Origin of the sequence: Acinetobacter sp. YK3, from assembly GCF_001729365.1 — a bacterium.
Lineage (GTDB): Bacteria > Pseudomonadota > Gammaproteobacteria > Pseudomonadales > Moraxellaceae > Acinetobacter > Acinetobacter vivianii.
In genome coordinates this window covers 1-13,158 of sequence record NZ_LZPJ01000019.1, presented here as the reverse complement: position 1 = coordinate 13,158, position 13,158 = coordinate 1, and the positions used below count along the sequence as shown (strand labels likewise).

Genomic DNA, 13,158 nt, shown 5'->3' with positions numbered 1-13,158 from the left:
CCCCGTGACACGGCTCAGTTGACCCTGATCCATGACCGTATCAATTGCGGCTTGGCTGCCAATAAATTGTTTGAGTGGAATGGTGGCATTGGTCGATAAACAGATCAGCTCTGCCTTAAAGCCAGCGTTTAATTCATGCTGGCCATCAATACGTTGCAGGAAGACTTGGGAATTTAAATTTTGATTTGAAAACTGAATATGGATCGCACGTTTCTGTGCTGTGAGGCCCACTTGTTCTAGTGCCGAGTAAATAGTGTTGAACATATATTTTTATTGAAATTGAATTTTTAACTTGAGAGCATTTTACCGAAAAAAAACCTGATATGACTAGACGGTTCTGTCTTTTTATGACAATTTTTGTCTCTTTATTTATAACTAGAAATTTAAATACCCTTTTCATTAAATCTTAACAAACGTAAAAAATGCCCCGATCATCGGAGCATTTTTAATCATTCAATTCATATTAAACAAACCTAATCGGCTTAAATTCAGGTTCATTTTTGTGATGATCATCATCACATTCCTCACCTTCTTCTTTAGTACCACGGTCGATATAACCACTGCGCTGTTCTTTAGGTAAATTTTCCATTTCCCATGCGTAAACTGCTTGCATACAGATTTCACGCTGCTCTTTGGTCAATACAACACCATTTGGCCATTTGCCAATTTCAACAGCTGTACGAAGACGCTCAACAATTTCAGGATTTAAAATAGCGAGCATTTGTTCAATATTCATGAGTCATCCTGTTGAAAAGATTCAAAATCTTGATTCCACCCTAACTTGGTACGACATGCCATATAGAAGTCATAACCTGGTGGATGTAATAAGCTTAGTTTAAACGGATGTTTGCGGATATGCACCGTGTCGCCGACATTTAATGCAACACTATGTTGTCCGTCAGCACTAACCATAGGCAAAACACGATTTTCACGAATGGTAATCTTGATTTCGCTTTGCCCACCGACCACGATAGGACGTGATGACAAGGTATGCGGATGCATCGGAACCAGTGCAATCGCATCCATACTTGGATGCAAGATCGGCCCGCCGCCTGACAGCGCATAAGCAGTCGAACCCGTTGGTGTGGAAACTATCAAACCGTCACTATGCTGACGATAGACATATTGCCCATCAATATTCAGTTCAAAATCGATCATATGCACCGATTTTCCTGAATGCAACACTACATCGTTCAATGCAATTGCATCATAAATCGTTTCGCCATTGGTACGGACTTCCATTTCTAATAAGAAACGGCGATCTAACTGAAACTGACCTTGTAATACCTGATCCAGCTTAAAAATAGCTTCGGCTGGCTTGATGTCGGTTAGAAAGCCGAGTCGACCACGGTTAATACCGAGCACTGGGGTATTATGTCTGACTAAAGCTCGCGCTGCATGTAACAGTGAACCATCACCGCCCACCACAATCACTAAATCTACGACTTCACCCAGCAAGTTACGGCTTACAGTCTGCCCATGACTATAGGGGACAAGTTTCGCTGTTTCCTGATCAAAAACGGGGTTTAAACCTAAATTGATCAAATGATCATGAATTAAACATAACGTTTCTACTACAGAATACTTGTCTGGTCGTCCAATGAGACCAATATTTCGAAAGGATTTATGTGAAATTTGCACGAATAATTCAGCTCCGTCGCGATTACTGACTATCATATCATTAACAACCAATGTTGCGTTGATGATTGATTAAAAAGTATAAAAATGTCTATCCGTTGTTTTTTTATACCTTTAATGTCAACACATTCTTAATCTTTTTATTGCATGTTGCTATTTATTCACAGTTTTATGATTGCAAAATGACAATAAGCTATCGCATCATTACCGTCATTGTTTTGGTTTTAACGCAAATCTATGAAGTTTGAACGTGGTATTGGTTTTCTAGCACTCATTTTCTCAATGTTAGTGATAGGTGTCTTTGTTGCCTTTAGTATCTATCTGATCCGACTGGATAATATTATTCGTGACAAGTTTGAAGGTCAGCGTTGGGACATCCCTGCCAAGGTGTTTGCACGCCCATTGGAAATCTATGCCAATGCACCGATTACTCAGGATAATTTTACGCAAGAGTTAAAATTACTTGGGTATAAGAATACGGCTAACTACGATAAGTCTGGTAGCTATGTGGTTCAAGGCAATCAGATGTATGTACACACCCGTGGTTTTGACTATGGTGATAGTACTGAGCCTGAACAGGTACTGGAACTAGCATTTGCCAATGGCGAAGTGAGTGAGGTTCGCTCAACCAAACCCTCAAATACAGGGATTGCACGTTTAGAACCTTTATTGATTGGTGGTATTTATCCGCAACATAATGAAGACCGCGTTCTCATTAAATTGAATAAAGTACCAAAAACCCTGATCGAAGCTCTGATCTCGACGGAAGATCGTAACTTCTATCACCATCATGGTCTTTCGATTCGTGGTACTGCCCGTGCTGTCGTGAGTAATGTGACAGGTGGCCGTCGTCAAGGTGGTTCAACCTTAACGCAGCAGTTGGTGAAGAACTTCTATCTTTCACCTGAAAAAACGCTGAAACGTAAAGTCAATGAAGCACTTATGGCGCTATTGATTGAATTACATTACAGCAAAGATGAGATTCTGGAAGCTTACTTAAATGAAGTGAATTTAGGCCAAAATGGTAGCTATTCTATTAATGGTTACGGCTTGGCTTCACAGTTTTACTTCGGTCTGCCATTGCGTGAACTGAATATTTCACAACAGGCATTTCTGGTTGGCCTAGTTCAAGGCCCTTCTCTCTACAATCCGTGGCGTAATCCAGAATCGGCGAAGAAACGTCGTGATGTTGTACTAAACAACATGAAAGTGATGGGTTATTTGACCGATGCAGAATATGAAGATGAAATTGCCCGTCCTTTAAATGTGGTTAGCAAGCCAACTTTAGGCCCTGCAAAATTCCCTGACTTCTTGGATATTGTGCGTCGTCAATTACGCACGGAATATCAGGAAAGTGATATTACCAATCAAGGTTTAAGAATTTTCACAACCCTTGATCCAATCGCACAAACTCAGGTACAGAACGCATTTAAGAGTACCGTCAGCCGTTTAGCCAATGCCAACCCGGGCCGTTTAAGAAACCTGCAAGGTGCTGTGCTGGTTGCCCACCCTGAAAATGGTGAACTGGTTGCAGCCGTAGGTTCAACACAGGACTTTACTGGTTTTAACCGTGCGCTTGATGCAAAACGTCAAGTGGGTTCTTTGCTTAAACCGATCATTTACTTGAACGCAATCGAGTCAGGCCGATACACATGGGCAAGCCCGATTGAAGATAGCGCAGTCAATATTCCAATTGATGGTGATAAGAGCTGGACACCGAAAAACTATAGCGGCGGTGAGCATGGTGTTGTACCAATGCAACAAGCTTTGGCAAACTCATACAACTTATCCACTGTCCGTTTAGGCAATGAATTTGGTTTATCTGCATTTAGCAATAAATTAAGACAGTTTGGTGTGACTTCAGATATTCCTGCCTACCCTTCGATCTATCTGGGCGCAGTGAATATGTCACCGATGGAAGTATTAAGCATCTATAGCAACTTTGCGACAGGTGGCTTTAAATATCCACCTCGCTCTATCCGTACTGTGGTGGATGCCAAAGGACATTTACTGGAGCGTTATGGCTTAAATGTACAACAGACCATTGACCCTGCTGCAGCCTATATCCTGAACTTTGGCTTACAACAAGTGATGCGCTCTGGTACAGGTCGCTCTGCCTATAACAGCTTACCTGAGTCATTAAATCTGGCGGGTAAATCTGGTACCACCAATGACACCCGAGATTCATGGTTCGCAGGTTATTCAGGCAATCATGTTGCAGTGGTGTGGTTAGGTCTCGATGACAATAAAGTCACAGGTTTAACAGGTTCATCAGGTGCACTTCCGGTCTGGACCAATGTGATGAAACAGCTTCGTCAAGAGCCTGTTAATCTGCGCCAGACTGATAATGTGCAATGGCAATGGATTGATAGCGCGAGTGGTGATTTATCTGCACAAGGCTGTGATGGTGCAATGTATATTCCATTACTCCGTCAAACCGTGCCACGTCGTGCAACCTTATGTGGTCAATCTCATTATGAAGTGGAACCGACCTATATTCCACAAACAGATGACACACAGAATGATGAGCATGAGGATAGCATTGGTAACTATATTCGTGAGAGTGAAAACCAGATGGATACAGATTTATCCAATCGTAGCCCTGCACGCGTTATTTCCAGCGGCAGCTATAACGGTAACGGTGAGAACTAAGCCTCAAAAGGATGATTGGACATGATGAAGAAAACAGTAGCGATTATCGGAATGCTTATACTGGCGGGTTGTACAACGGCACCTGAAAAGACGCCAACCAAGACCACGCCAACTCACCCACCGAAGAAAGTGACTCAACCTTCTTCTGGGGTGAAAATTACGCCTTATGATCAAAAAGAGATTAAGCGTCAAAGCGTTCCTGTGGTTGTGCCTCAACAAAAGGTTCAGCAGAAGTTTAATGATGGTAGTCAGCTACCTGCATTTAAAACCTTGATGCAAAAAACGCAGGTCGCTTATAAGCAGCAACAACTTGCGGAAGCTGAACGTTATGCCCTTCAGGCGCAACGTATCGCGCCACAAGCCACCGAAACTTATTTATATTTGGCAATGATTGCCGATCAACGTAAAGAGTATGCCAATGCAGAAGCATTGGCACGCCGTGGCCTCAGTTACGCGCAAAGCAATGCCATGAAAAAGCAGTTGTGGTTAATTATTCTTAAAGCCAGTGAAGCCCGTAATCATTCGGTGAAGGCCCAAGAAGCTCGCAGAGCCCTTCAGGCCCTTTAAAACTAGTCAATTGCACTAAACTGACGGATCCCGGCAAGCCCATAAGCATGATGCTTTTGGGCTTGTTTTAATTCAGCAGGTGCAACACCACCTAAAGCAAACACAGGAATATCGCTTGTTCGAGCGAGTTCTTCAAAACCGTCCCAACCCAATTCTTTCGCATCAGGATGCGTTTCTGTCGCCTGTACCGGACTTAACAACACCGCATCACAACCAATATGATGGGCATGTTGCAAAGAGACAGCATCATGACAAGCGGCGACAAAGCGCGTCCCAATAACCAAGCCAGCTTTACTTAAATTCATCAACTGTGATTGCTTCAAGTGGATGGTTGAGATCTTATCGCGTAATTCAGCATCCAGTTCCTGCCACAGATCGATATTGATCATCAATTTCTGTAATTGCGCATCGCTCAACCTTAAAAGCTGCTGCTGGATCTGTCCAATATCAGCACAATCAGTACGCCAATATAAGAGCGCCTCTTGTTGCGGCAAAGCATCAATTTGTTCATTAATCTTGATCAGATGAGGCCAGATCAAACGTTGTAGAATGGCATCATTGGCCTTTGGAAAATTTAACTCAGCCAGTTGTTCACGTTTATACCATCCCCACGGTTGATGAATCAGATCGAGCAATTCATCGGGCACATAGGCATGAAACAAATGCAGATTCACAATAATGTCATCATATTCATGACGGATCACATCAAAAACATGCCAGTCTTTTATACCAATCCCTACTTCTTCATAAATCTCACGGCGACAAGCCTGCTCTGGTGTTTCACCTGCTTCAACTTTTCCACCTGGAAACTCATGTTTATTGCCCTGATGCTGGTTGGCCTGTCGCCAGCCGACCAATACTTTGGTTTTGTGTAATAAAATTGCGATTGCAACATCAACTGTAGCTTTGGTCATAACAGACTAAAATCTCTCATCTTTTATCCCGATTCTAGGGAATTTAAACACGAATTCACATGACCAAAAACAAAATTAATCACTGATTTTGTAAATTCTTAAAATTTCCGTTGACAGGTCTATTCGATAATGATTATCATTTAAAACATTAAAGAACACACCACGGAGCATAACAAATGAACGCACCATTCAACCTATTTACTCGTAGTACAGATGCAACTCAATCATTGCCAATGTTGCATTCAAACAACCTTTTTGCCTTGGGGCGCGAAATCCGCATTATGCATGCGGGCGAAGAATATCGTTTACGTCTAACGCGTAATAATCGCCTGATTTTAACGAAGTAATATAATAACAACCGCATAATAATAAACGTGGGAATAAGCAGTATGTCAGCGCATGCTGCTTTTTTTTATTTTGCTCATTAGAAAATTTATGCAGGTAGCTGGATACTCACCTTGAGTCCGCCATAGCTGGATTGGGAAAACTTGATTTTGCCCTGATGCAATTCAACAATTTTATTACAAATCGACAAGCCTAATCCCGAACCTTGGGTTTTAGTTCCTAAGGCACGATAAAAACGCTCTCCCAATCGCTCTAGTATGTCGTTGTCCACGCCTTGCCCTTCATTTTCGATCACCAGCGCTATAGCATCTTGCTGCTGCTCCAAACTAATATAAATCTGTCCCTGCTCAATACTATATCGGATCGCATTATCAATTATGTTTCGGATGCAGGTAAATATGAGTTGCTGATTGGCATGCAGCATATTTGATTGCTCTGTGCTGTCTACATGAATTTGAATGCTTTTTTCCTTAGCAAATAATGCCAATGCTTGTGTTGCTTCCTGCACCACCTCTTCTAAATCAAAATAAGTTTTGGGTAGATTTTCTGCATGCTCAGGATCGAGACGCGCCAAAAGCAATAAATTTTCCAGTGTTTGAATACCACGGTTCACATCTTGCTGCATCTGAACAAAATCACCAGCCCGTTCAGGATATTTACGCTGTAGTAACTGCAATCGCAATTGAATCGCAGATAAAGGTGAACGCAACTCATGGGATGCATCAGCGGTAAAACGCTGCTCTGCTAGCAAGGATTGTTCGAGACGCTGTAACAGTCGATTGAGCTGCCCCAACATTGGCTGCAATTCTTTGAGTTCGACCTCGCCCGCTTGTATCGGGCTCAAATCATCTGCATTTTTTTCTGATATTTCTGAAGATAACTGATGAATCACTTTAAATTGTCGTTTAATCAGGAAATGTAGCATGATCCATTGCATCAGCCACACCAACATCAAGATTAGCGCATAGCCTGCGAAACTGTTCAGCAAGTCTTTAAAACGTTCTCCGAGCGGCTGTAAAATCAGTACTTGCATATGTGCATGTTCATCTTCGCCCGCATAACTCCGCCATAACTGGCCTTGCTGCCAAATGATGCCATAGTCGCCATGAGTTGCTGCAATCAAAGTGTGATGCTGTGGATCAAGCTGAAAATCCGAGGACTGGGTTAAAACTTGCTGCGAATTGCTCAACTGATATTGGATATCAAATTCATCACTCAGTTCATCAATTTGTTGCCCAGAGGTTTGGGTTAAATCCGTAATCAGCAACATATCTGAAATCTCGTCCATGATTTCATCTTGTACCTGCATGGTTTGATATACCGAAATCACGGCGAACAAAAATAATGCCACACATCCAGCAATCATTGAACTTACTAAAGAAGTTTTAACCAGCTTGGTTTGTAATGACACCACCTTCATTCTATTCCCCCTGATGCATGCGATAGCCTAGACCGCGAATGGTCTTGATATATTGCCCACCAATCTTTTTACGAATCTGATAGATAAACACCTCGATGGCATTACTTTCAATTTCATCGCCCCATGCATACAGAGATTCTTCCAGTTGTTCCCGTGTCACAATATGCTCAGGTTTCTGCATCAGCTTATATAAAATCTGGAACTCTTTAGCGGTGAGATTGACCGCTTTACCATCCTGAATCAAAGTCTTGGCTTGGGGATCAAGTTGTAAATTGGCAAAATGAAGATATTGACCCGCTTGAGTCTGATGTTGACGCAATTGAGAACGAACCCGAGCTGATAATTCCTCCAGATTAAATGGCTTGACCAGATAGTCATTGGCCCCCAGATCCAGCCCTTCTACCCGATCATGGATGTGGTCTTTGGCAGTAATAAAAATAACCGGAGTTTTGGTGTTTTGTCGGCGAATGGTTTTAAGGATTTCATCCCCTGAAGCTTGCGGTAAGCCCCGATCCAGCAGGATACAGTCATATTGATGCTGTTCGGCTGCCAGAATCGCATGATCCCCCCGTTCCACCCAGTCAACGCTATAACCATCCATTTCCAGCCAGGCTTTGATACTTTCCGCCTGCGAGGCATCATCTTCAGCCAATAAAATTCGCATAAAACAGCCCACTCTGTTGATCTTTCACATAATCTTAAAATAAATCATAAACAAAAAACCACATGATGATCATGTGGTTTTTTTATTCGTCCATCAATCTTTAGAATTGAACCTGATCAACATCAACTTCAACACGTTTCGCTGGCTTATAGTCAATGTCGATTTCACCAATTAAGGTCACTGGTGTTTTTGCTGATACTGGCTTACCTCGCCATAAATCATCATCAATATCGACCGTCATTGAACCTGTCTGGTCACTAAACTGATATTTCTCATCACCTGTTGCTTTTACCACATAACCTTTCAATTTAACTGGGGTATCATCTTTCAGGGTCAAAGCCTGTTTGACTGTGGTGATTTGAGTCGGCGCCAATGCTTGCTGATTTACGGCAGTAGTATTCGCTACGGCAAAAGTAGTTGCGCCAACCAAGCCAGCAACAACTGCAAATTTAGATAATACGTTCATATGCTTTCCCCTCATCGTGGTTTCATCATTTCGATGGAGTTATTAAAACAAACCAAGATGAGGTGAATCTGAAGATGGCACTGTAGCTTAATTTAATGGCACCACGCGCAATACTTCTTCTAACGTGGTCACACCTTCAATCACTTTACGTGCACCCGCAATCCGCAATGGCTCAATTCCCTCTTTTTTCGCTTGCCCTTTCAAATCATTGAGTGTGCCATGCGCACTGATGATCGACTTGAGCTCCAGACTGACAGGCATAAATTCGTAAATACCGACACGGCCCTTATATCCGGTATGACGACATGCTTCACACCCCACCGCTTTATACATGCTGGTTGGCATATCCATCATATAATCAAAGGTCAGATGCTCCCATTCTTGCTCGTTGATTGGTGTTTCCTGCTTACAATGCGGACAGAGACGACGAACCAGACGTTGAGCCAGAACACCCAGAATTGTTGCAGCAGTCAGGAATGGCTGCACGCCTAGATCATGTAAACGCGTCAGGCTCGACGGTGCATCATTGGTATGTAAGGTAGATAACACCAGATGCCCTGTTAATGCAGCCTGAATCGCCATATTTGCGGTGTCATGGTCACGAATCTCACCGACCATGATAATGTCAGGATCTTGACGCATTAAAGCCCGCACGCCATCTGCAAAGCCTAACTCAATGTTTGGATTGACCTGCATCTGGTTAAAACTAGGTTCCAGCATTTCAATCGGATCTTCAATGGTACAAACATTAACCTGTTCTGTTGCCAGTTGCTTTAAAGATGAATACAAGGTGGTGGTCTTACCTGAACCTGTTGGCCCTGTAACCAAAATGATGCCATGACTGTGCTGTGTCAGCTGCTGCCAGCTCTGTAATAAATGACCTTCAAAACCCAGTTGCTGAAAACTACGCACCAATACTTCTGGGTCGAAAATACGCATCACCAGCTTTTCACCGAAAGCGGTCGGCAGAGTCGAAAGACGTAATTCTGTCTCCTGACCTTTTGGTGTACGGGTTTTTAAGCGTCCATCCTGTGGTTTGCGCTTCTCGGCTACATTCATGCGGCCTAAAATTTTAATACGGGAAATCACCGCTGTCAGTGTATTGGCAGGCATGTTATAGATGGTATGCAGTACACCGTCGATACGAAAACGCACCTTACCTTTGTCTTTTCGTGGTTCTAGATGAATATCGCTAGCACCTTGCTCAAACGCAAATTGCAGCACCCAGTCCACCAGTTTGACAATATGCTGGTCATTGGCATCAGGATTTTGTGTATCACCTAACTGTAATAAAGCTTCAACGCCTTTATTTTCCCGGTCATAGATACTGGCATTTTGTGAAGAACTGACCGCACGACTGACTTGATAATACTCAACAATATAACGTTGTAACTGTTCAGGATTTAACAGCACCTTTTCAATCTTTCTAGGTGCCAGACTACGCTCCAGATTGTTTAGCCATTCTGTGGTAAAAGGCTGATCGGTTCCAATCAAAATTCGGTCTGCCTGCACATCCACGGCTAGAATATGATTTCTGACTGCAAATTCTTGCGACATGACACTGGTCAAGGCAGCTACATCGGCTTTAAGCGGATCAATGATAAATAAGGGAAGATCGGCTTTTTTAGCCAGCCATTGACACAAACGATTCAACGATAAGGTCATACCCGCATTCAGTTGGTCTTTTAAACTAAAATTGGCAATCCACTGCAAAGGATGCCATTTCAACTGATCTTTTTGGCGATGTGTGGTCTGAACCAGCAATTTGTCCCGTTCAGTAATCCGACCATCTTTCAGTAGTTGCTCTAAGCACCACGTCACATCAATCGTAAAAGAAAAGTTTGCGAATTTTGCCTGAGCTTGCATAACCGTTCATTCCCCAAATTTTTTAACGAAATTTATATTTTTAAAGTTTTAACTTTGTTCAACTGCAATAACGATGACATCCTGTTCACCGACCGTAAAACGCACATTCAACACTGCAAAGCACATTCCATACACGCGTTCAGCATCATTTTGATACGCAGGTCGAGGATCTAAAGATAACACTTGTTCAAGTTCATCGAATATCTTTTTATCCAAAATCCCCTGCTTTAATAACTGCTGCTGTTGCTGTTGTGCATTTTCCGACCAAACAACCGTTTTACGCTGTGGCTCTTCTTGTGCGTATCCACTGACGGAATCAGCAATTGCATCCGAATATTGAATATACGGTTTGATATCTAAAATTGGCGTCCCATCCAGTAAATCACTTCCCGTGACATAGACACGTACCGCTTTACCATGCTTTTCAACCCGTAAAAATTGCACGACTGATAAACCAATCGGAGATGGACGATACATGCTTCGCGTCGCAAAAACCCCTATTTTCTGGTTACCTCCAAGTCTCGGCGGACGTACTTGTGCACGAAATTTAGGCATTTGATTCAAGGTGTTATCCGATTTTTTATTCTCATGGAACTGCCACAGCAGCCATAAGTGGCTAAAATCTTCGATACCCTCAAATGCCAGAATATCGCTATAAGCCTCCGTCATCTCTATATAAGACTCGACCTGCACCAGATTTGGCTGGCGCGGAATGCCGAATTTCTCACGGTAAGGCGAACGCATATGGCCAATGATTGGCATCACTACAGAATTGTTCATCACTTTTTCTTATAAACACAATTAAATATATTCAGTTTATCGAGAATGATTTTAGATTAGAATAGCGATCTGTTTCTTTTAACTGTGATCGAGACCTTTAATGGCTGCTTTTAACGTTGAACGCATTACTCATGTTCACCACTGGAATGACACACTTTTCAGTTTTAAAACTACACGCGACGTCAGCTTACGTTTTAAAAATGGTCAGTTTGTAATGATCGGCCTTGAAGTGAATGGTAAGCCTTTGATGCGTGCTTATTCGATCGCCAGTGCGAATTATGAAGAAGAGTTAGAATTCTTCTCTATTAAAGTACAAGACGGTCCATTAACTTCTATTTTACAAAAAGTACAAGTGGGCGACGAAATCCTTATTTCTAAAAAGCCTACAGGCACTTTAGTACACGACGATTTATTACCAGGTAAAAATTTATATCTTTTATCTTCTGGTACAGGCCTTGCACCATTCCTTTCTTTACTTCGTGATCCAGAAACTTACGAAAAGTTTGAAAAAGTGATTATGGTTCACGGTACACGTTATGTGTCTGAACTTGCATACCAAGATTTAATCTTGAATGAACTTCCTAACCATGAATTCTTTGAAGAGTTAGGAATCAAAGATAAGTTGATCTACTACCCAACCGTAACACGTGAACCGTTCCACACTCAAGGTCGTGTAACGACGGCAATTGAGACAGGCGAACTGTTTGAAAAAATTGGTTTACCACGTTTTAACCGTGAAACTGACCGTGCCATGCTCTGTGGTAGCCCTGCATTCTTGAAAGACGTTGCTGCACTGCTTGACCAACATGGTTTAGTTGAATCACCACGTATGGGCGTTATGGGTGATTATGTAATTGAACGCGCATTTGTTGAAAAATAATTTAAATAAATGCAAAAAGAACCGAGGCTAAAACCTCGGTTTTTTATTTTTAAGTTTTATAAAAATGTAATTTTATTTATATAAACGTAATGATTGAAAAACTAAAATAATCAGTGATTATGCAGCATCTAAATGTATCAATCGCTCAATATAATACCAACACTCTTCAATCTCAGCATGATCTTTATTTACTTTGGCATAAGAAGTCATTCCATCCAGAATATTAATATACATGGCAGTTAATACATGTGGCTGATAGACCTGAGCCTTTACAAACAATCCCTCAACTAATGCCATTAACCATTCACGATACTCCATGATTGGTCGAATAATTGAAGGATATTGCTGTAATATTTCTAATGAAGCTTTTTGAAACATACAACCATGAAAATCATCTGAATTAAACCAGCCCAAATGCCAAAAATAGACTGCTTTAATTTTACCCAAATAGTCATCTTCCTGTTTGAGGTTAATTTCTGTTTCAATAGCTTCCTGAATGCTTTTGTTCCTTCGAGATAGACACTCTTCAATCAGGTTCTCTTTAGAGGGAAAGTATTTGTAGAAAGTCATTTTGGCAACACCTGACTCACTAATAATTCGATCCACTCCTACAGAACTGTAGTTATGACGGTTAAAAAGGTCTAGAGCCGTTACAATAATATCTTCTTTTTTTGACATTTTATTATCCTTTTAGAATTCTATCAAAAAACTTAACGTATTATTAAGACATAGTTTACATGCTGGAAATTTCTGGCCACTATGTATGTTTATCTTATTTTAAGAGCATTATAGAAAAGTCGAATTTTCTTTATTGTTCCTCTTATAGGGTATGAAAAAAAAGGCTTATACACAAGATCATTTGTAAAAAAATCTTTCTATTTTTTAAATAAAAGAATATACCGTGAATCATTTCACCTTTTATTTACAGTTAAGTTAAATAATAAACTTTATTGCCATTTTTTAGCC

General features: G+C 41.5%; 13 protein-coding genes and 1 pseudogene. 4 read left to right on the top strand and 10 right to left on the bottom strand.

The annotated features are described in order from the left end of the window. The 3 genes and pseudogenes from A9Z07_RS02685 to A9Z07_RS02675 all read right to left on the bottom strand — a co-directional run. Positions 1 to 264, bottom strand: a pseudogene (locus A9Z07_RS02685) (phage late control D family protein); the annotation flags it as partial. A gap of 199 nt (positions 265 to 463) precedes the next feature. Further along, positions 464 to 736, bottom strand: coding sequence for a YeaC family protein (locus tag A9Z07_RS02680; RefSeq protein ID WP_004772572.1), 273 nt, complete (start codon positions 734 to 736; stop codon positions 464 to 466). Beyond that, positions 733 to 1,641 (bottom strand): NAD(+) kinase, encoded by a 909-nt coding sequence (locus A9Z07_RS02675; RefSeq protein WP_032810682.1) that lies wholly within the window; start codon positions 1,639 to 1,641, stop codon positions 733 to 735. Before A9Z07_RS02675 ends, A9Z07_RS02680 begins: the two co-directional genes overlap by 4 nt. A 234-nt stretch (positions 1,642 to 1,875) precedes the next feature. Between A9Z07_RS02675 and mrcB the strand changes: the two genes are divergently transcribed. Together mrcB and A9Z07_RS02665 are read left to right on the top strand one after the other, a co-directional pair. Then, positions 1,876 to 4,290 carry a penicillin-binding protein 1B gene (mrcB, locus tag A9Z07_RS02670; RefSeq protein ID WP_047428007.1) on the top strand — a complete coding sequence of 805 codons (2,415 nt, stop codon included), beginning with the start codon at positions 1,876 to 1,878 and terminating at the stop codon, positions 4,288 to 4,290. Positions 4,291 to 4,311: 21 nt separating this feature from the next. Continuing rightward, positions 4,312 to 4,857, top strand: a complete 546-nt coding sequence (locus A9Z07_RS02665) for a hypothetical protein (protein ID WP_069576658.1) — start codon at positions 4,312 to 4,314, stop codon at positions 4,855 to 4,857. A gap of 2 nt (positions 4,858 to 4,859) precedes the next feature. Here the strand turns inward: A9Z07_RS02665 and A9Z07_RS02660 are convergent, their stop codons facing one another. Beyond that, the gene (locus A9Z07_RS02660) at positions 4,860 to 5,771 is read right to left on the bottom strand and encodes an NUDIX domain-containing protein (RefSeq protein WP_047428013.1); all 912 of its coding nucleotides are present in this window, start codon (positions 5,769 to 5,771) and stop codon (positions 4,860 to 4,862) included. Positions 5,772 to 5,947: 176 nt separating this feature from the next. On the opposite strand from A9Z07_RS02660, the gene hemP reads away from it, so the two are divergent. Beyond that, complete coding sequence (gene hemP / locus A9Z07_RS02655) at positions 5,948 to 6,118, top strand: hemin uptake protein HemP (protein ID WP_004679713.1); 171 nt, start codon at positions 5,948 to 5,950, stop codon at positions 6,116 to 6,118. Positions 6,119 to 6,204: 86 nt separating this feature from the next. Here hemP and A9Z07_RS02650 read toward each other — a convergent pair whose 3' ends face one another. From A9Z07_RS02650 to tsaA, 5 genes are all read right to left on the bottom strand, one after another. Beyond that, positions 6,205 to 7,536 (bottom strand): sensor histidine kinase, encoded by a 1,332-nt coding sequence (locus A9Z07_RS02650; protein ID WP_069576656.1) that lies wholly within the window; start codon positions 7,534 to 7,536, stop codon positions 6,205 to 6,207. Between the two features lies 1 nt (position 7,537). Continuing rightward, complete coding sequence (locus A9Z07_RS02645; RefSeq protein ID WP_047428020.1) at positions 7,538 to 8,200, bottom strand: response regulator transcription factor; 663 nt, start codon at positions 8,198 to 8,200, stop codon at positions 7,538 to 7,540. Between the two features lie 100 nt (positions 8,201 to 8,300). Then, on the bottom strand, positions 8,301 to 8,666 hold the full coding sequence (locus tag A9Z07_RS02640; RefSeq protein WP_069576653.1) for a NirD/YgiW/YdeI family stress tolerance protein: 366 nt from the start codon (positions 8,664 to 8,666) through the stop codon (positions 8,301 to 8,303). An 87-nt stretch (positions 8,667 to 8,753) separates the two neighbouring features. Then, the gene (locus tag A9Z07_RS02635) at positions 8,754 to 10,532 is read right to left on the bottom strand and encodes a GspE/PulE family protein (RefSeq protein WP_069576651.1); all 1,779 of its coding nucleotides are present in this window, start codon (positions 10,530 to 10,532) and stop codon (positions 8,754 to 8,756) included. Positions 10,533 to 10,580: 48 nt separating this feature from the next. Further along, positions 10,581 to 11,294, bottom strand: a complete 714-nt coding sequence (gene tsaA, locus A9Z07_RS02630) for a tRNA (N6-threonylcarbamoyladenosine(37)-N6)-methyltransferase TrmO (RefSeq protein ID WP_171254742.1) — start codon at positions 11,292 to 11,294, stop codon at positions 10,581 to 10,583. Positions 11,295 to 11,412: 118 nt separating this feature from the next. On the opposite strand from tsaA, the gene A9Z07_RS02625 reads away from it, so the two are divergent. Further along, positions 11,413 to 12,192: a ferredoxin--NADP reductase gene (locus A9Z07_RS02625; protein WP_004772583.1), complete on the top strand. Its 780-nt coding sequence runs from the start codon at positions 11,413 to 11,415 to the stop codon at positions 12,190 to 12,192. 117 nt (positions 12,193 to 12,309) lie between these two features. On the opposite strand, the gene A9Z07_RS02620 is transcribed toward A9Z07_RS02625, so the two are convergent. After that, entirely contained in the window at positions 12,310 to 12,870 is a 561-nt protein-coding gene (locus tag A9Z07_RS02620; RefSeq protein ID WP_005257994.1) for a TetR/AcrR family transcriptional regulator, read from the bottom strand. Positions 12,871 to 13,158: the final 288 nt, after the last annotated feature.